Annotated in this window: 15 protein-coding genes; 8 read left to right on the forward strand and 7 right to left on the reverse strand. The window is 72.7% G+C overall.

The window, feature by feature from the left end; translation table 11 throughout:
* Window positions 1–63: 63 nt before the first annotated feature.
* The 3 genes from ACWDR7_RS06420 to ACWDR7_RS06430 form a co-directional block, all read right to left on the reverse strand.
* Window positions 64–1,563 carry a DEAD/DEAH box helicase gene (locus tag ACWDR7_RS06420; RefSeq protein ID WP_449854100.1) on the reverse strand — a complete coding sequence of 500 codons (1,500 nt, stop codon included), beginning with the start codon at window positions 1,561–1,563 and terminating at the stop codon, window positions 64–66.
* A gap of 209 nt (window positions 1,564–1,772) precedes the next feature.
* Entirely contained in the window at window positions 1,773–2,789 is a 1,017-nt protein-coding gene (locus tag ACWDR7_RS06425) for a LacI family DNA-binding transcriptional regulator (protein WP_449854101.1), read from the reverse strand.
* A gap of 20 nt (window positions 2,790–2,809) precedes the next feature.
* Window positions 2,810–4,441 carry a glycoside hydrolase family 13 protein gene (locus ACWDR7_RS06430; RefSeq protein WP_449854102.1) on the reverse strand — a complete coding sequence of 544 codons (1,632 nt, stop codon included), beginning with the start codon at window positions 4,439–4,441 and terminating at the stop codon, window positions 2,810–2,812.
* Window positions 4,442–4,633: 192 nt separating this feature from the next.
* Here ACWDR7_RS06430 and ACWDR7_RS06435 point away from each other — a divergent pair, with 192 nt between their 5' ends.
* The 8 genes from ACWDR7_RS06435 to ACWDR7_RS06470 all read left to right on the forward strand — a co-directional run bounded on the left by ACWDR7_RS06435 (window position 4,634) and on the right by ACWDR7_RS06470 (window position 14,396).
* Window positions 4,634–5,878, forward strand: coding sequence for a sugar ABC transporter substrate-binding protein (locus ACWDR7_RS06435; RefSeq protein WP_449854103.1), 1,245 nt, complete (start codon window positions 4,634–4,636; stop codon window positions 5,876–5,878).
* Window positions 5,879–5,959: 81 nt separating this feature from the next.
* The gene (locus tag ACWDR7_RS06440; protein WP_449854104.1) at window positions 5,960–7,561 is read left to right on the forward strand and encodes an ABC transporter permease subunit; all 1,602 of its coding nucleotides are present in this window, start codon (window positions 5,960–5,962) and stop codon (window positions 7,559–7,561) included.
* A 1-nt stretch (window position 7,562) separates the two neighbouring features.
* A complete protein-coding gene (locus ACWDR7_RS06445) occupies window positions 7,563–8,516 on the forward strand; it encodes a sugar ABC transporter permease (RefSeq protein WP_449854105.1) in 954 nt (317 codons plus the stop codon).
* A 38-nt stretch (window positions 8,517–8,554) separates the two neighbouring features.
* The gene (locus tag ACWDR7_RS06450) at window positions 8,555–10,453 is read left to right on the forward strand and encodes an alpha-amylase family glycosyl hydrolase (RefSeq protein ID WP_449854106.1); all 1,899 of its coding nucleotides are present in this window, start codon (window positions 8,555–8,557) and stop codon (window positions 10,451–10,453) included.
* Complete coding sequence (locus tag ACWDR7_RS06455) at window positions 10,450–11,238, forward strand: hypothetical protein (protein ID WP_449854107.1); 789 nt, start codon at window positions 10,450–10,452, stop codon at window positions 11,236–11,238. Before ACWDR7_RS06450 ends, ACWDR7_RS06455 begins: the two co-directional genes overlap by 4 nt.
* A 144-nt stretch (window positions 11,239–11,382) precedes the next feature.
* The gene (locus ACWDR7_RS06460) at window positions 11,383–13,104 is read left to right on the forward strand and encodes a long-chain-fatty-acid--CoA ligase (protein ID WP_449854108.1); all 1,722 of its coding nucleotides are present in this window, start codon (window positions 11,383–11,385) and stop codon (window positions 13,102–13,104) included.
* A gap of 62 nt (window positions 13,105–13,166) precedes the next feature.
* Window positions 13,167–14,168: an alpha/beta hydrolase gene (locus tag ACWDR7_RS06465; RefSeq protein WP_449854109.1), complete on the forward strand. Its 1,002-nt coding sequence runs from the start codon at window positions 13,167–13,169 to the stop codon at window positions 14,166–14,168.
* A 9-nt stretch (window positions 14,169–14,177) separates the two neighbouring features.
* Window positions 14,178–14,396, forward strand: a complete 219-nt coding sequence (locus ACWDR7_RS06470) for a hypothetical protein (RefSeq protein ID WP_449854110.1) — start codon at window positions 14,178–14,180, stop codon at window positions 14,394–14,396.
* A 78-nt stretch (window positions 14,397–14,474) separates the two neighbouring features.
* Here the strand turns inward: ACWDR7_RS06470 and ACWDR7_RS06475 are convergent, their stop codons facing one another.
* The 4 genes from ACWDR7_RS06475 to phnC are packed head-to-tail and all read right to left on the reverse strand — an operon-like array spanning window position 14,475 to window position 17,800.
* Window positions 14,475–15,341, reverse strand: coding sequence for a MurR/RpiR family transcriptional regulator (locus ACWDR7_RS06475; RefSeq protein WP_449854111.1), 867 nt, complete (start codon window positions 15,339–15,341; stop codon window positions 14,475–14,477).
* On the reverse strand, window positions 15,319–16,161 hold the full coding sequence (gene phnE, locus ACWDR7_RS06480; RefSeq protein WP_449854112.1) for a phosphonate ABC transporter, permease protein PhnE: 843 nt from the start codon (window positions 16,159–16,161) through the stop codon (window positions 15,319–15,321). The genes ACWDR7_RS06475 and phnE (ACWDR7_RS06480) overlap by 23 nt, the downstream gene beginning before the upstream one ends.
* A complete protein-coding gene (gene phnE, locus ACWDR7_RS06485; protein ID WP_449854113.1) occupies window positions 16,158–16,976 on the reverse strand; it encodes a phosphonate ABC transporter, permease protein PhnE in 819 nt (272 codons plus the stop codon). The genes phnE (ACWDR7_RS06480) and phnE (ACWDR7_RS06485) overlap by 4 nt, the downstream gene beginning before the upstream one ends.
* The gene (gene phnC / locus ACWDR7_RS06490) at window positions 16,973–17,800 is read right to left on the reverse strand and encodes a phosphonate ABC transporter ATP-binding protein (RefSeq protein WP_449854114.1); all 828 of its coding nucleotides are present in this window, start codon (window positions 17,798–17,800) and stop codon (window positions 16,973–16,975) included. The genes phnE (ACWDR7_RS06485) and phnC overlap by 4 nt, the downstream gene beginning before the upstream one ends.
* Window positions 17,801–17,822: the final 22 nt, after the last annotated feature.

A 17,822-nucleotide genomic window follows, 5' to 3' on the forward strand; every position in this document is an offset into this window, starting at 1 on the left:
CCGCTGCGCGCGCCCGCGCAGCGGGTGCCCGAGCGGCGCAGACTCAATAAGAAGACGGCTGATTCAGCCCTGGGCGCGGCGCGGGGTGCGGGGCGCGGACGAGCCCGACGACGTGCTGTACACCGAGGGGGCACCGGAGCGGCCGACCGGGGCGCCCTGGCCCGAGCGGCGCTGGCCCTGGGCCGCTCCGCCCGATCCCTGTCCGGATCCGCCGCGGCGGCGGCGCTGGCCCGAGCCCTCGCGCGGGGTCTGTGCGGCGACGTCGCCCGAGCGGGCGGCGCGCTTGCGGCGCGCGTTGGCGCCCTGCGACTGTCCGCCGCCCGTGGCGCCGGGAGCCGGCGGGTTGCCCGCGCCGGGCAGGCCGGCGCCGGGCGCGACGCGCGGGGCGACCTCGCCGATGAGGGCGACGACGGCCGGGTGCGACGGGGTCACGGCCTGCGGCTGCACCGAGATGGCGGCCCGGCGCAGCAGGTCCTTCGTGTCGCGTCGCTGCGAGGGCAGCATGATCGTCACGACATCGCCGGACGAGCCGGCGCGGGCCGTGCGGCCGCTGCGGTGCAGGTACGCCTTGTGCTCGGCGGGCGGATCGACGTGCACGACCAGCTCGATGCCGTCCACGTGCACGCCGCGCGCGGCGACGTCCGTGGCGACGAGCACGCGCACCGCGCCCGACGAGAAGTCGGCGAGGTTGCGGTCGCGGGCGTTCTGCGACAGGTTGCCGTGCAGATCGACGGCCGGGATGCCCTTGGCCGTGAGCTGGCGGGCCAGCTTCTTGGCCTGGTGCTTGGTGCGCGTGAACAGCAGGCGCCGGGCGGTGCCCGACGCGAGCGCGAACACGAGGTCGTTCTTGGCCTCGGCGTCGACCTCGAAGACGTGGTGCGTCATGGCGGCCACGGGCGACTCGGCCGAGTCGATCGAGTGGTGCACGGGGTCGCTCAGGAAGCGCTTCACGAGCTTGTCGATGCCGTTGTCGAGCGTGGCCGAGAAGAACATGCGCTGACCGCCGGCGGGGGTCTGCGACAGCAGGCGCGTCACGCCGGGCAGGAAGCCGAGGTCGGCCATGTGGTCGGCCTCGTCGAGCACGGTCACGGCCACGCGGTCGAGGCGCACGATCTTCTGCGAGATGAGGTCCTCGAGGCGGCCGGGGCACGCCACGACGATGTCGACGCCGCCGCGCAGCGCGGTCTCCTGCGGGCGCTGCGAGACGCCGCCGAAGATCGTGGTGGTCTTCAGGCCCTGCGCCTGGGCGAGGGGCTCGACGACCCTGGCGATCTGCGTCGCCAGCTCGCGCGTCGGGGCGAGCACGAGGGCCGTGGGCGAGCCGGCGCGGCGCTCGGCGCCGAGGGCGGCGAGGCGGGCGACGAGCGGGATCGCGAACGCGAGCGTCTTGCCCGATCCGGTCTTGCCGCGGCCGAGCACGTCGCGGCCCGCGAGCGTGGAGGGCAGGGTCGCCTGCTGGATGGGGAAGGGGGTGGGGCGCCCCTCGGCGACGAGCACGTCGATGAGGCGGGCGGGGACGCCGAGATCGGCGAACGAGGGGGTCTGCGTGGTCGCAGAGGTCATGGATTCTCTTTCGGATGATCCGCGCGACGCGGCGCGGCGCGATCCGAGAACGGAAGGACGCGAGCACGCGGCGGATGGAGGGCGAACGCGGCGGAATCGCCGGTCCGTTCGCCGCGGCAGTCGCAGAGCGCAGAGGGCGCTCGATGAAGGCACGACGAGGCGCCACGGAAACCGGGCGCTGCATCGAGCCTATCAGTCGCCGGCGCGGCTCAGCTGCGAGGGCGCGCGGTCGAGCGGCGCACGCGCAGCTCGTAGGGCAGCGGAGTATCGGCCGGCGTGAGCTCGTCGCCGCGAGGCTCGAGCTGCGTCAGGAGGATCTCGGCGGCCCTGGCCCCCTGCGTGCGCGGGAACTGGGCGACCGTCGTCACGCCGAAGAACTCCGCCAGGTCGTGGTCGTCCACGCCCGCGATCGACACGTCGCCCGGCACGTCGAGGCCGAGGTCGCGCGCGGCCAGGATGGCGCCGAAGGCCATCTCGTCGGATGCGGCGAAGATCGCCGTCGGCCGGTCGCGCAGCGGCGCGCCCAGCAGCTGTTTGGCGGCGGTGTATCCGCCCTGCACCGTGAAGTCGGCCTGGGTGACGAGGCGCGGCTCCGGCGTGATGCCCGCGTCGGTGAGCGCCTGCTGCCAGCCGCGCAGGCGCTTGTCGGGCACGTGGAAGTCGAGGTCCGAGGCACGGTCACCGCCGATGATCCCGATGCGCCGGTGATCGAGGCCGATGAGGTGCTCCGTGGCGAGCCGGGCCACGGCGACGTCGTCGATCATGAGGGTCGGCACGCCGGGAATGGGGCCTCCGACGCCGACGTGCGGCTTGCCGATGGCCTGGAGGGTGCCGAGCTCGTCGTCGGTGAGCTCGAGGGCGACGGCGATCACGGCGTCCACCCGCTGGCGCAGCAGGAACTGCTCGAACACCATGGCGCGCTCGCCGTCGTGCCCGGCGAGGTTGTAGAGCGTCACGTCGTAGCCGGCGTGCATCAGCCGCTGCTGGGCGCCCTCGAGCACCGAGGAGAAGTACCAGCGGCCGAGGAAGGGCAGCACGATGCCGACGTTGCGGGTGCGGCCGCTCGCCAGGCTCGACGCCGCCTGCGAGACGACGTAGCCCAGCTCGCGCGCCGCCGTGAGCACGCGGGCGCGCGCGGCCTCGGACACGTGCCCGCGGCCCGACAGGGCGCGCGAGACCGTCGCGGTCGAGACGCCCGCGAGCCGCGCGACCTCGGCGATGCTCACGGCGCGCCCCGTCCCGCCGGTCACGTCCGGACGAGCCAGGCGGCGGTGTCGGTCGGGATCTCGCCCTCGACGGGACCGCTCGCGACGAGCACGCGCAGGCCCTCCGGCACGGGCACGGGGGCGTCGCCGAGGTTGGCGATCACCGTGACGCCCGCGCAGCGGAACCAGATCGTGTCCCCCGGCGCCTCCTCGACCCAGTCGAACTGCCCGCTGGAGAGCCCCTGCGCGCGGCGCAGCCGCAGCAGCTCCCGGTAGAGGTTGAGCGTCGAGGCCGGATCGGGCGACTGGACGTCGCGGGCCAGCCGCTCCCACTCCGGCGGCTGCGGCAGCCACGAGGCGCCGGTCTCGCTGAAGCCGTACGCGGGGGCCTGGGCCTCCCACGGGATCGGCACGCGGCAGCCGTCGCGGCCGTAGCGCTCGCCGTCCGTGCGGAACCAGGTCGGGTCCTGGCGCGCCTCGTCCGGGATCTCCATCGCCTCGGGCAGGCCGAGCTCCTCGCCCTGGTACAGGTACGCCGATCCCGGCAGCGCGAGCATCACGGTCGTGGCCGCGCGCCCGCGCCGCAGCGCCGCCTCGGGATCGGGCTTGCCGGGCGTCCTCGGTCCGACGCCGTGCCCCTGCGGGGCGTCGGCGCCGAGGGCCAGCCGCGTGGCGTGCCGCACGACGTCGTGGTTCGACAGCACCCACGTGGTCGGCGCGCCGACGCCGCCGAACGCCGCGAAGGACTGATCGATGACGTCGCGCAGCTCGGCCGCGTCCCACGGCGCGGTGAGGTACGGGAAGTTGAACGCCTGGTGCATCTCGTCGGGCCGCACCCACAGCGCCGTCTCCTCGGCCGTGGGCATCCACGCCTCGGCGCAGAGCGCGCGGTCGCCGTCGTACTCGGCCAGCAGGCGGTGCCAGTCGCGGTAGATCTCGTGCACGCCCTCCTGGCCCCAGTACGGCACGGGCTCGCGCCCGCCCATGGAGTCGCTGTCCTCCGGCGGCATATAGTCGGGCAGCTCGTCGTGCTTGACGAGACCGTGCGCCACGTCCACGCGGAAGCCGTCGACGCCGCGGTCGAGCCAGAAGCGCAGGATGCGGCGGAACTCCTCGCGCACCTCATCGTTCGCCCAGTCGAAGTCGGGCTGCGACGAGTCGAACAGGTGCAGGTACCACTGGCCGGGCTCGCCGTCCGCCTCGGTCACGCGCGTCCACGCCGGGCCGCCGAACACCGACTGCCAGTTGTTCGGGGGCAGCTCGCCGTGCTCGCCCTTGCCGTCGCGGAACATGTAGCGCGCCCGCTCGCGGCTGCCCGGCGCGGCCGCGAGCGCGGCCTGGAACCACGGGTGCTGATCCGAGGAGTGGTTCGGCACGAGGTCCACGATCACCCGGATCCCGCGGTCGTGCGCCGCGGCGAGCATCTCGTCGAAGTCGGCGAGCGTGCCGAAGAGGGGATCGACATCGCAGTAGTCGGCGACGTCGTAGCCGGCGTCCTTCTGCGGGGAGGTCATGAACGGCGAGAGCCAGATCGCGTCGATGCCGAGATCGCTCAGCGCGTCGAGCCGGCCCGTCACGCCCGGCAGATCGCCGATGCCGTCGCCGTTCGCGTCCGCGAAGGAGCGGGGGTAGATCTGGTAGATCACGGCGGTGCGCCACCATTCGGAAGTCATGCGTGCACTCTAGGCGACGTGCGCGGAATCTGGAAGCGCTTGCATGCATGGTGCCCAGCGTCGCGTGCATCACGGATCTATATCGACACGGATCCGGGGCGCGAGACGTTTGCACATCCGATCCGCGCGTGTCACTCTGTAACCGCTTGCAGAACCTGGCGACGCGCCGGGGCGAATCAGAAGGGCACACCAATGAAGGTGATCACCAAGGGCCGCGGCATCGCGGCTTTCGCGGTCGTGGCGGCGCTGGGCCTGACGGGCTGCTCCAGCGGGCAGTCCGGCGACGCGCCCTCGGATGGCGGCGGCGAGGCGACCTCCACCCTGACGGTCTGGGTCGACGCCGATCGCGCCACCGTGCTGAAGGACGCCGCGGAGGCGTTCCAGGACGAGACGGGCGTGAAGGTCGACCTCGTCCAGAAGGACTTCGGTGAGATCCGCGACCAGTTCGTCGCGCAGGTTCCCACCGGCAAGGGGCCCGACATCGCGGTGGGCGCGCACGACTGGCTGGGCACGCTCGTGACCAACGGTGTCGTCGCCCCCATCGAGCTCGGCGACAAGGCGGCGGAGTTCGAGAAGGTGGCCACCGACGCCTGGACCTACGACGGCAAGGTCTACGGCGTCCCGTACTCGATCGAGAACATCGCGCTCGTGCGCAACACCGCCCTCGCCCCGGAGGCGCCCGCCACGTTCGACGAGATGGTGCAGATGGCCGACGCCGCGGGCACGGAGTACAAGGTGCTCGTCGGTCTCGACCCCGCCGCGGGCGACCCGTACCACCTGTACCCGTTCCAGACCTCGTTCGGTGCACCCGTGTTCGGCACCAACGCCGACGGCACCTACAACGCGGACGACCTGCAGATCGGCAGCGACGGCGGCAAGGCCTTCGCGGCCTGGCTCGCGCAGCAGGGCGCCGCGGGCGTGTTCAACCCCAACATCGACGGCGACCTCGCGCGCGAGAACTTCAACGCCGGCAGGGCCCCCTTCTTCCTCACCGGCCCCTGGAACGTGCCGTCCGCACAGGAGGCGGGGCTCGACGTGGCCGTCGACCCGATCCCGGCTCCCGGCCCCAACCCCGCGCAGCCGTTCGTCGGCGTGCAGGGCTTCTTCCTGAGCGCCAAGAGCGAGAACGTCGTGGCCGCGACGAACTTCCTCACCAACTACGTCGGATCGGAGGAGGTGCAGACCGCGCTGTACGAGGTCGGCGGTCGTGCGCCGGCCCTCACCGCGGCGTTCGAGGCCGCCGTGGCGGACGACCCCATCGTCGCCGGGTTCGGTCAGGTCGGCGCGCAGGGGGTGCCCATGCCGAGCATTCCGGAGATGGGCGCGGTCTGGGAGTTCTGGGGCGTGACCGAGACGGCGATCGTCAAGGGGGAGGGCGACCCGGCGCAGCTGTGGCAGAAGATGTCCGACGACATCGCCGCGGCCGTCAACGGCTGATCGGAGCACGAAACGACCGGGTGGCGGCCGTCGCCGCCACCCGGTCGCCTCCCGACACGTCCCTCGGCTCAGGAGACCCGCATGACCTCGGCCCCACTCGCCACCCGTGAGCGCGCCTCGCGCCGCGCCTCCCGCATCGCCGAAGCCGCCGGCGGCGGCTGGAAGCTCGTGCTCCTCAAGATCCTCGTGCTCGGCGTCGTCGACGCGCTCGCGGTGTACGCCGCGCTCGTGCTCTTCGCCGCGGGTGATGTCGTCGTCGGAGCGATCGTGGTGCTCGCCGCCATCGTCGTCAACGTCATCTACTTCCGTCGCGGCGGCCTGCCGCCGAAGTACCTGGCGCCGGGGCTCATCTTCCTGCTCGTCTTCCAGATCTTCGTCGTCCTCTACTCGGGGTACGTCGCCTTCACGAACTACGGCACGGGGCACAACAGCACCAAGGAGGACGCCGTCGAGGCGATCCTGCTGCAGAACCAGGAGCGTGTTCCCGACTCGCCGTCCTACCCGCTCACGGTGGTCGAGGGTTTCGGCGGAGAGCTGTCGTTCCTCGTCACCACGCCCGACGGAGACGCGCTGCTGGGAGGCGCCGAGCGCCCCCTCGAGCCCGTGCCCGATGCCACGTTCGAGGGTGACAGGGCCGTCGCGGCCCCCGGGTACACCTCGCTCGACCTGCAGGGTCTGCTCGCGCGGCAGAACGACATCGCCTCCCTCGCCGTGCCGGTCAGCGACGACCCCAACGAAGGCACGCTGCGCACACAGGACGGCCTCACGGCGTTCTCGTACGTGTCGCGCTACGCCTACGACGCCGAGGCCGAGACGATGACCGACACCCAGGGCGGTGAGGTGTACACCGACCGAGGGACGGGCGCGTTCGTCGCGGAGGACGGCACCGAACTGCTGCCCGGGTGGCGCATCAACGTCGGCTTCGACAACTTCGTGCGCGCCTTCGGCGACGAGTCGATCCGTGGCCCCTTCCTCGGGGTGACCGTGTGGACGTTCGCGTTCGCGTTCCTGTCGGTGGCGACGACGTTCCTGCTGGGGCTCTTCCTCGCCGTCGTCTTCAACGATCCGCGCATGCGCAGCCGCCGGTACTACCGCGTCATCATGATCCTGCCGTACGCGTTCCCCGGGTTCCTCTCGGCGCTCGTGTGGGCAGGCATGCTCAACCAGGAGTTCGGGTTCGTCAACACGGTGCTCTTCGGCGGCGCCGAGATCCCGTGGCTGACGAACGAGTGGCTCGCCAAGCTGAGCATCCTCACGGTCAACCTCTGGCTCGGGTTCCCCTACATGTTCCTCGTCACGACGGGGGCGCTGCAGTCCATCCCCGACGAGCTCAGCGAAGCCGCCCAGATGGACGGCGCGACGCCGTTCCAGGCGTTCCGCATGATCAAGATGCCGCTGCTGCTCGTCTCGGTCGCACCGTTGCTGATCTCGTCGTTCGCGTTCAACTTCAACAACTTCAACCTCATCTACATGCTCACCGGCGGAGGTCCGCGCGACGTCGATGCGGGCATCAACGTCGGCAGCACCGACATCCTGATCTCGATGGTGTACAAGGTGGCGTTCGTCGGCGCGAACCGCGACTACGGTCTGGCGAGCGCGTTCTCGATCATCATCTTCATCCTGGTCGCGACCATCTCGGTCATCGCGTTCCGGCGCACGAAGACGCTCGAGGAGCTGAACTGACATGAGCGACATCACGATCACCCGCGACCTCGCGCAGAACGCGCCCCGCGCCACGCGACTGCTCACGACCGTGCCGGAGGGCGGGGCTCCCCACCCTAAGCGGCCGTTCCGGGTGTGGTTCCGCCAGACCGGGTGGCGGCACATCGTCGGCGTCGCGATGCTCGTCTTCGCCGCGTTCCCGCTGCTCTACGTGCTCTCGGCATCGCTCAACCCGGGCGGCACGCTGATGACCGCCAACTCCCTGTTCTCGAACGTCAGCCCCGGCAGCTACGTGGAGCTGTTCCAGCGGCCTCAACAGCCGTACGCCGCATGGTTCCTCAACACCCTCGTGATCGGTCTGACCTCGGCGGCGGGAACCGTGCTGCTCGGCGCGCTCGCCGCGTACGCGTTCTCGCGCATGCGGTTCACGGGGCGGCGCTTCGGGCTGATCACCCTGCTGCTCGTGCAGATGTTCCCGCAGCTGCTGGCGATGGTCGCCATCTTCCTGCTCATGTCGGCGATCGACGAGATCTTCCCCGGGTTCGGGCTGAACAGCCAGATCGGCCTGATCATGGTGTACCTGGGGGGCGCGCTGGGCGTGAACACGTATCTCATGTACGGCTTCTTCAACACCGTGCCGTCGTCGATCGACGAGGCCGCCAAGCTGGACGGCGCCGGCCACGCGCGCATCTTCTTCACGATCATCCTGCGGCTCGTCGCGCCCATCCTCGCCGTCGTCGGGCTGCTGTCGTTCCTCGGCACGATGAGCGAGTTCGTCATCGCATCGGTCATCCTCGTCGATCCCGAGAAGCAGACGCTGGCGGTGGGTCTGTACCAGTTCATCTCGCAGGAGACCTCCCGCAACTGGAGCGTGTTCGCCGCCGGCGCCGTGTTGGCCGCCATCATCCCGGTGGCGCTGTTCCTCGCGCTGCAGCGTTTCATCGTGGGCGGCCTCACCGCCGGCGCCGTAAAGTGAGCGCCCCGCTCCGTCCCCGTCGCGCTGAAAGGACCGCCATGCCGCTGCCCCACCACGACGGCTCGCCGCTGTACGTGTCGAACGCCGCCCCCGAACTCGGCGAGCAGGTGCACGTGCGCCTGCGGGTGCCGCAGGGCTACGGCCCGCTCCGCGAGGTACGCACGCGCTCCAACCCGGATCACGAGCCCGAGTGGACCGAGGCCGTGCGGATCGGTGAGGCGGACGGCTGGGAGTGGTGGGAGGCGCCCGTCACCGTGCGCAACCGGCGCCACGGTTACCGGTGGCTGCTCGTGCACGAGTCGGGCGAGGCGGAATGGCTGAACCAGACCGGACTGCACCGCATCGAGACCCTCGACGCCGAGGACTTCGCGCTCGTGGCCTATCCCGCCCCGCCCACGTGGCTCAACGACGCGGTGATGTACCAGATCTTCCCCGACCGCTTTGCGCGCTCGGCCTCCGCAGACGAGCGGGAGGTCCCGGACTGGGCCATTCCCGCCGCGTGGGACGATCCGGTCGATCCCGTCATGCCGGCTCGCAGCCAGCAGTTCTACGGCGGCGACCTCGACGGCGTCGTCGAGCGTCTCGACCATCTCGAGCGCCTGGGCGTCGACCTCATCTACCTCACCCCGATCTTCCCGGCCGCCTCCAACCACCGCTACGACGCGTCGAGCTTCGACCGCGTGGACCCGCTGCTGGGCGGGGACGAGGCCTATGTGCGGCTCATCGAAGCCGCACACGCGCGCGGTATGCGGGTCATCGGCGACCTCACGAGCAACCACTCGGGGGACCGGCACGAGTGGTTCCGGTCGGCGTACGGCAACCCCGGCGCGCCGACGGAGACCTTCTATTACTTCCGCGACGCCAACAACACCGAGTACGAGTCGTGGCTGGGCACACCCACGCTGCCCAAGTTTGACTGGTCGTCGGCCGAGCTGCGGCGTCGCTTCATCACCGACGACGACTCGGTGGTGGCGCGGTGGCTGAAGCCACCCTTCGGGATCGACGGATGGCGCATCGACGTGGCGAACATGACGGGCCGCCTCGGCGACATCGACCTCAACGGCGAGGTACGCCGGCTGCTGCGCGAGACGATGCTGCGGATCAATCCGGACGCGGTCCTGCTCGGGGAGTCCACCAACGACGCCGCCAGCGACCTGCAGGGCGACGGCTGGCACGGCGCGATGACCTACGCGCCGTTCACGCGGCCGCTGTGGGGGTGGCTCAGCCAGCCGACCGGGCAGGCGTACCTCGACGCCGACGGCGAGGAACGCACGGAGCCGTGGTTCTTCGGGCAGCCGCTCGGCGGCATCCCGCGCTACACCGCCCGCGAGTTCGTCGCGGCGATGACCCGCTTCACGGCCGGGATCCCCTGGCGCGTGCGGCTGGGCAGCATGCAGGCCCTCGACACCCACGACACAGCCCGCTTCGCCACGAACGCTCCGCCGGACGTGGTGCCCGTGGCGGTAGGGCTGTCGATGACGCTGCCGGGCGTGCCGGTGCTGTTCGCCGGTGACGAGTTCGGGCTCGTCGGCGCGGACGGCGAGAGTGCGCGCACACCGATCCCCTGGGGCAGCGAGGACCAGCCCGAGATCGCCGCGCGCCTGGAGCTGTACCGCGACCTGATCGCGCTGCGGCGCGAGCACCCCGCGCTCGCCACGGGCGGGCTGCGCATCATCGGCGTGGCCGACGACGGCTTCGCGTTCGTCCGGGAGTCGGCGGACGAGACGGTCCTCGTCGTGGCCGCGTCCGGTCCGTTCTCGGCCGAGGTCGACGAGGCGACGGTGCCGGGGATCGGCAGCGCCACCCGCCGCTACGGCGACCTCGAGATCGAGAACGGCTCGGTGCGGGCGGATGGTCCGGCCTTCGCCGTCTGGACGCTGCCCGGCGTCGCCGCCCCGGGTGTCGGCGCGAGCGAGCCGGGGCCGGGCACCGCGTGAGCCGAGGGAGCGGGCGGTACGAGGAACGCACCGCCGCGCTCGCCGCCGCCGTGCGGGAGCACCCGGACCTGGTCGGTCTCGTGCTGCTCGGGTCGGCGTCCGACGACGCGGCGGCGAGGCGCGATGAGTGGTCTGATCACGACTTCTTCGCCCTCGTCCGCGAGGGAGCGGGGCCCCGCGTGCGCCCCGACCTCGATTGGCTGCCCGACCGCGACGAGCTCGTGCTGACGGCTCGCGAGGGTGAGATCGGCTTCGCCGCGGTGTATGCCGACGGCCACGTGTTCGAGTTCGCGGTGGCCGAGACGGGTGAGCTCGGCGGTGCGCTCGTGAACGAGGCGACCGTGCACGTCGACGACCCCGCGGCCTCGGTCGCCGCCCTCGTCGCGCGCGGCCGCGAGAACGCGGCCGCCGCCGACCGGATCGATCCCGCCAACGCGGCGCGCCTCGTGCTCGTCAAGCTGCTCATCGGCGTCGGTCGCGTGCGCCGGGGCGAGGTGCTCGTGGGCGGCCAGATGATCCGAGGATGGGCCGTGCAGGCGCTCGCGCGCGCCATCCGCGGGCGGTTCCCGGAGCGGTCCAGCGCGGCCCGAGACCGCAACGACGCGCTGCGCCGGTTCGAGCACGACTTCCCCGAATGGGGGGAGCGCATCGCCGGGGCGCTCGCGCTGCCCGCGGAGGACGCGGCGCGGGCACTGTTCTCGATCGCGCGCGACGCCCTCGACGACGGGTGGCCCGGATTCCCGCGTGCGGCCGCCGCCGCCGTCGCGCGGCGCCTGGGCTGGTAGGCCGATCGGGCGGCGAGCCGCAAGGGCTTGACCCTGCGGTGGATGCGGCCGAGCCTGGCGGTACTGCAGACCGACAGCCGCCGGCGTCGGCATCGCCCCCGACGTGGTGTGGCGGGCGCCCCGCCGGCCGAGGAAGGAGGCGCCGTGGAGGCATCGCATCCGTGGAGCGACCGGCCGTGGACCGCACAGTACGCGCAGGGCGTGCCCGATGACATCGGGGAGGTGACCGAGTCGCTCGTCGACATGATGGCGCGCAGCGTGCGGCGGTTCCGGCGCAAGCCGGCGCTCGTGTTCTTCGGCGCGACGATCGACTACGGCGAGCTGGGCGAGCGGATCGAGCGGGCGGCGGAGGGGCTGCGGCGCCTGGGCGTGCGCAAGGGCGACCGCGTGGCGCTCGTGCTGCCCAACTGCCCGCAGCACGTCGTGGCGTTCTACGCCACGCTGCGGCTGGGCGCGATCGTCGTGGAGCACAACCCGCTCTACACGCCCCGCGAGCTGCGCCATCAGTTCGAGGATCACGAGGCGCAGGTCGCCGTGGTGTGGGACAAGGCGGCCGACGCCGTCGCCGAGCTGCCCGGCGACGCGCGCCCGCGCACCATCATCTCCGTCGACCTCACCGAGGAGCTGCCGTTCGGGCGCCGCCTGGCGCTGCGGCTGCCCGTGAAGAAGGCGCGCGAGGCGCGGCGGCGGCTCACGGGGCGGCCGAAGGCGCGCGGTCTCGTGCCGTGGCGCCGGATCGTCTCGTCGCGTCGGCTGTCGCGGCGGCACGCGCGCCCCGCGGTCGAGGACATCGCGCTGCTGCAGTACACGAGCGGCACCACGGGCGACCCGAAGGGCGTGATCCTGACCCACCGCAACCTGCGCGCGAACGCGATGCAGGGCCGCGCGTGGGTGCCGGGGCTGCGCGAGGGCGAGGAGACCTTCTACGGCGTGCTGCCGCTCTTCCACGCGTACGGGCTCACGCTGTGCCTCACGTTCGCCATGAGCATGGGCGCCAAGCTCGTGCTGTTCCCCACGTTCGACGCGGGCCTCGCGGCCGACGCCGCCAAGGCCGATCCGCCGACGTTCCTGCCCGCGGTGCCGCCGATCTACGACGCCCTCTCGCGCGCGGCCGGGCAGGGCGCGATCGACCTGTCGACGATCCGCTTCGCGATCTCCGGCGCCATGAGCCTGCCGCTGGCCACCGTGCGGCGGTGGGAGGAGGCCACGGGAGGGCTGCTCGTCGAGGGCTACGGCATGACCGAGACCTCGCCCGTGGCGCTCGGCAACCCCATGGGGCCCACGCGCCGCCCCGGCACCGTCGGGGTGCCGTTCCCCGGCACCGACATCCGCGTCGTCTCGCCCGACGATCCGTCGACCGACGTGCCGCCCGGCGAGCGCGGCGAGCTGCTCGTGCGCGGGCCGCAGGTGTTCTCGGGCTACTGGCGGCGCCCCGACGAGACGGCGCAGACGCTGCTGCCGGGCGGATGGGTGCGCACGGGCGACATCGTCACGGTGGCGGAGGACGGCTTCGTCACGGTGGTCGACCGGATCAAGGAGCTCATCATCACGGGCGGCTACAACGTCGCGCCCCACGAGGTGGAGGAGGCGCTGGAGGCACATCCCGACGTCGAGGCCGCGGCCGTCGTGGGCCTGCGCCGCCCGGACGGCAGCGAGCAGGTCGCCGCCGCGGTCGAGGTGCGAGCGGGGCGGCCCTTCGACGCCGCGGCGCTGCGCGACTACTGCCGCACGCACCTGGCCGACTACAAGGTGCCGCGGCGCATCGTGCAGATGGACGAGCTGCCGCGCTCGCTCGTCGGCAAGGTGCTGCGGCGCCAGGTGCGCGAGCGCATGGCGGGGGAGGGATCCAAGGCCGCGCGCCCGTAGGCCGCGGGTAGGCCCCGCCCGTGGGCCCCGCGTCGGTCGCCGGCGCGCCCTAAGCTGGCGGCATGGCGGAGGGGTGGCGGCCGGACGTGCTGGGGGCGGGGTTCGAGCAGCGCACCCTGCCGCTCGGCACCGACGCCGAGGGCGAGGTCGTCGCCACGCTCGTGCGGCACCTGCCGCGGGGGCTGCGCCGCACCGGGGCGCTGCGCGGCGTCGATGTGCTGTACGTGCACGGCTGGTCGGACTACTTCTTCCAGCGCCGGCTCGCGCGATTCTGGGCGGATCGCGGGGCGCGGTTCTTCGCGCTCGACCTGCGCAAGTACGGCCGCAGCCTGCGCCCGGGCCAGACGCACGGCTTCGTCTCCGACCTCGCCGCGTACGACGAGGACATCGCCGCGGCGCTGGGCGCGATGGGCGATCGGCGCGGCCGGCGGCTCGTGCTCATGGGGCACTCCACGGGTGGGCTCACGCTGAGCCTGTGGGCCGCGCGCCACCCGGGCGAGGCGGCGGCGCTCGTGCTGAACGCGCCGTGGCTCGAGTTCCAGCTCGGCGCGGCCGGGCGTGCGGCGATCTCCGCGGCCATCGACCTCGGCGCCCGGTTCCGGCCGCGCGATGTCGTGCCGCAGGTCGATCTCGGCTTCTACGCGCGGGCGCAGCTCGCGGCCGCCGATCCGGACGATCCGATGGAGCCCGACCCCCTCTGGCGTCCGACGCCCTCGCCGCCGGTGCTCACGGCGTGGCTGGACGCCGTGCTCGCCGGGCACGCGAAGGTCGCGCGCGGCCTGCGCATCGACGCGCCGGTGTGCGTGCTGCTCTCAGCGCGCAGCGTGGCTCCCACCCGGTGGAGCGACGAGCTCACGCGCGCCGACACGGTGCTCGCCGTCGACGGGGTCGCGCGTGCGGCCCTCAAGCTCGGCCCGTCGGTGACGGTGGAGCGGATCGAGGGCGCCCTGCACGACGTGTTCCTCTCGCGCCGCGAGGCGCGCGACGAGGCGTACGCGCGGCTGGATCGCTGGGTCGGCGGATACGTGTCAAGGCCCTCGCGGCGGGGGCCGGCGCGCCCGTAGCGTCGGGCCATGACGAACGCCGCAGACGAGGCCCCCGACGAGACCAGCGCGGACGAGACCGGCATGACCGAGGACGAGAAGCGGCGGGATCAGTTGCTGGCCGCCCCGGACGCGGTCGAGGAGGACGCCGCGGCCCGCATCGACGTCACGGAGCGCGACGGCGTGACCCGCATCGACGTCCGCGACGACGCCGCGGTCCGGCCCGGCGGCCCCGACGACGACGCGTGATCCGGTTCGCGAGTGCCTTCGTGCGGTGATCCGGCGCGATAACGACGCGAACGCACTCGCGAAGCTGCGTGCGCGACCTCAGGACTCGCGGATCGAGGAGCCCAGCACCTCGAGCGCGGCGGCGCGGGCATCGCGGCCGCGCTCGCCGCGGCGGGTGAGGAGGGCGTCGACGAGCGCTTCGGTGACGAGCATGAGGGCGGCGCGCGAGGTGTGCAGCAGCTCGTCCTGGAAGGTGTCGTTCACGGCGGGCACGATGAGGGCGATGTCGGCGAGCTCGGTCACGGCCGACTGCGCGAACGAGGTGATCGCGAGCACGCGGCATCCGCTCGCGTCGGCCGCCTCCATCGCGGCCAGGGTCGTGTCGTTCGCGCCCGATCCCGACACGACCAGGCACACGGCGTCGGGCCCGAGCTGGCGGGCCGCGATCCGCTGGGCGATGGCGTCGGCGAGATGCTCGGCCGGCCGTCCCGCCGCGTTGAGGCGCAGCGCGAGGTCGAGCCCGAGCGGCGAGGACAGGCCGTTGGCCACGACGAGCACGCGGGAGGCCTCGTCGAGGGCGCGCACGAAGTCCTGCAGCGCGTCCTCGGTGACGCCCGAGAGGCTGTGGCCGAGGCGGGAGGCGAAGCGCTCGGCCGAGGCGCGGAGGCCGCCGAGGATCGTGCCGTCGGCCAGCAGCGACGCGTCGGTCGTGCGCATGGCGAGGTCGCGGGCGGCGGCGACGCGCAGCTGCGGGTAGCCCTCGTAGCCGAGCGCCTGCGCCGTGCGCACCACGGTCGCCCGGCCCACGCCGATGGCCTCGGCGGCCTCCTGCGCCGTGCGCTCCACGGCCGTGCCGAGGTCGTTCGCGATCGCCTCGGCCACCCGGCGCTCGCCGGGGTGCAGCGAGGGCGCGAGCGCCGTGATCCGCGCCGTCAGCGGTGCGTCAGCCGATCCTGTCCACGCCACGAGTCCTCGCCCCTTCCATGATCCGGCGGCGGATGGCGCCGGAGACCGCGTCGATGAGCATCGTCGCGACGATGACCACGATGAGCAGCATGCCCACCGTGCTCCACTCACGGTAGTTTGTGTAGTTCGACAGCATCGATCCGATCCCGCCCGCGCCCACGAGGCCCAGCACGGCCGAGGTGCGGATGTTGATCTCGAAGCGATACAGCGCGAACGACATGAGCGACGGCAGCGCCGCCGGCCACAGCGCCCAGCGCACGACGGCCACGCGCCCGCCGCCCGCGGCGCGCACGGCCTCGGCCGCGCCGTCGCTGAGCGACTCGATCGTCTCGTACACCCACTTGCCCTGCGTGCCGATGCCCGCGATGCCGAGCGCGAGCGCGCCGGTGAAGGGCGTCAGGCCCGTGACGGTGAGCAGGATGAGGGCGATGATCACCTCGGGCACGGCGCGGATGACGGCGAACACCGCGCGCAGGCCGTGCCGCAGCCACGCCGGGCCCACGCCGTCGGCGGCGAACATGCCCAGCGGCACCGAGAGCGCCACGCACAGCAGCGCGCCGAGCCACGCCATCGAGATCGAACGCCACATCTCGAACAGGGCGCGGCCCAGCCGATCCCAGTCCGGGTTCTCGAACATGAGCACCGCGTACTCCCACGACGCGCGCGGCAGGTCGAGCAGGCGGGCCCAGTTGGCGTCGAGCCCCGCGGCCGCGACGAGGAGCACGACGCCGGCCAGCACCGCGGCGATCGTTTCGCGCCGGCGCGACGGGGGCTTCGGCAGCTCGAGGGCCTTCGTGGCCTGCAGCATCGTGGCGGTCATGTGAGCCTCCGGCGGAGCTGGGTGGAGACGAGCTCGATGAGGATGACCACGACGAGGATCTCGAGGATGATCACCGACACGTCGTCGTAGGCGTAGAAGCCGAAGCGCTCGTCGAGCAGGCGGCCGATGCCGCCGGCGCCGACGATGCCGAGGATGGCCGAGATGCGCACGTTGAGCTCGAGCGTGTAGAGCCACTGGTTGGCGAACAGCGGCAGGGTCTGGGGGAGGGCCAGCGCGCGGTTGAGCCGGCCCTGCGTCGCGCCGGCCGCGCGGCCGGCCTCGAGGTACGGGTGCTCGGCGGAGTCGATCGCCTCGGAGACGAGCTTCACGACGATCCCCAGGTCGAACAGGAACAGCGTGAGCAGGCCCGGCAGGGCGCCGACGCCCACGAGCGCGACGAGGATGGTCGCGTACACGAGGTCGGGCACGGCGCGGACGACGTTGATGACGGCGCGCACGATGCGGCGGGTGACGCCGTTCGGGTTCGTCGGGCGCGCCGCCCACAGCGTCAGCGGCACCGAGACGAGGGCCGCGGCCGCCGCGCCGACGACGGCCATCTGCAGCGTCTCCAGCATCGGCTGGAGCGTGCGGGGCAGGAAGGCGAGGTCGGGCTGCAGCAGCTGCAGCATCTTGTTCGCGCCGTTGCGCCAGTTCTTCGCGATCGCGGCCAGGTCGATCTCGACGCCGCCGATGGCGGGCAGGCACGTGAGCACCGTGAACACCGAGAACGCGGCGATCACGAGCACCGTGCGCGGCCACGTGCGCGGCCGCGGCGGCACCGCGATCGGCGTCGCGGCCGCGTCGGCCGTCGTCACGAGGTCGCCCCCAGGCGGTCCTGCGGCTGGATGCGGCGCCCGTAGATCTCCTCGAAGTCCGCGTCGGTGGCATCCGCCGCGGGCCCGTCGTACACGAGCTCGCCGGCGCGCAGGCCGATCATGCGCGTCGTGTAGTCACGGGCCAGGTCCATGAGGTGCAGGTTGACGAGCACCGTGAGGCCGCGCTGCACGCCGATCCGCTCGAGCTCGGCCATGACGGCGTGCGCGGTGGGCGGATCGAGGCTCGCGACGGGCTCGTCGGCGAGCATCACCTGCGGCTCCTGCGACAGCGCGCGGGCGATGGCCACGCGCTGCTTCTGTCCGCCCGAGAGCGACCCGGCGCGCGTCCACACCTTGTCGAGCATGCCGACGGCCTCGAGCGCGCGCAGCGCGATCTCGCGATCCTCGGCCGTGGGGATGCCGAGCAGCGTGCGCAGCGCGCCGGCGCGGGCGAAGCGGCCGACGAGCGTGTTGCGGTACACGTCCACGCGCTCGGCCAGGTTGAAGCCCTGGAAGATCATGCCGACGTGGCCGCGCAGCTCGCGCAACCGGCGGCCGCCGAGGCCCGAGACCGTGTACGGCCCGACCTGCACCGATCCGCTGGTGACGGGGACGAGGCCGTTGATCGTGCGGATGAGCGTCGACTTGCCCGATCCGGACAGGCCGACGACCGAGACCATCTCGCCCGGGGCGATCGAGAGCGACACGTCGCGCAGGGCGGCCGTGCCGTTCGGGTACGTGACCGACACCTTCTCGAGGTGGATCGGCCAGGAGGCGGAGGCCGGGACGAGCCCGGCCTCCGCGATGTGCGCGTCGGATGTCATGCGCTCAGTGCTCCCGGAGGGG

The sequence above is a fragment of the Microbacterium sp. NPDC003461 genome (genome assembly GCF_053588335.1).

Coding starts and splice junctions, on each gene's coding strand:
- ACWDR7_RS06420 (WP_449854100.1), bottom strand. CDS start 1,563: ATGACCTCTGCGACCACGCAGACCCCCTCGTTCGCCGATCTCGGCGTC.
- ACWDR7_RS06430 (WP_449854102.1), bottom strand. CDS start 4,441: ATGACTTCCGAATGGTGGCGCACCGCCGTGATCTACCAGATCTACCCC.
- ACWDR7_RS06435 (WP_449854103.1), top strand. CDS start 4,634: ATGAAGGTGATCACCAAGGGCCGCGGCATCGCGGCTTTCGCGGTCGTG.
- ACWDR7_RS06440 (WP_449854104.1), top strand. CDS start 5,960: ATGACCTCGGCCCCACTCGCCACCCGTGAGCGCGCCTCGCGCCGCGCC.
- ACWDR7_RS06445 (WP_449854105.1), top strand. CDS start 7,563: ATGAGCGACATCACGATCACCCGCGACCTCGCGCAGAACGCGCCCCGC.
- ACWDR7_RS06450 (WP_449854106.1), top strand. CDS start 8,555: ATGCCGCTGCCCCACCACGACGGCTCGCCGCTGTACGTGTCGAACGCC.
- ACWDR7_RS06465 (WP_449854109.1), top strand. CDS start 13,167: ATGGCGGAGGGGTGGCGGCCGGACGTGCTGGGGGCGGGGTTCGAGCAG.
- ACWDR7_RS06470 (WP_449854110.1), top strand. CDS start 14,178: ATGACGAACGCCGCAGACGAGGCCCCCGACGAGACCAGCGCGGACGAG.
- phnE (WP_449854112.1), bottom strand. CDS start 16,161: ATGACCGCCACGATGCTGCAGGCCACGAAGGCCCTCGAGCTGCCGAAG.
- phnC (WP_449854114.1), bottom strand. CDS start 17,800: ATGACATCCGACGCGCACATCGCGGAGGCCGGGCTCGTCCCGGCCTCC.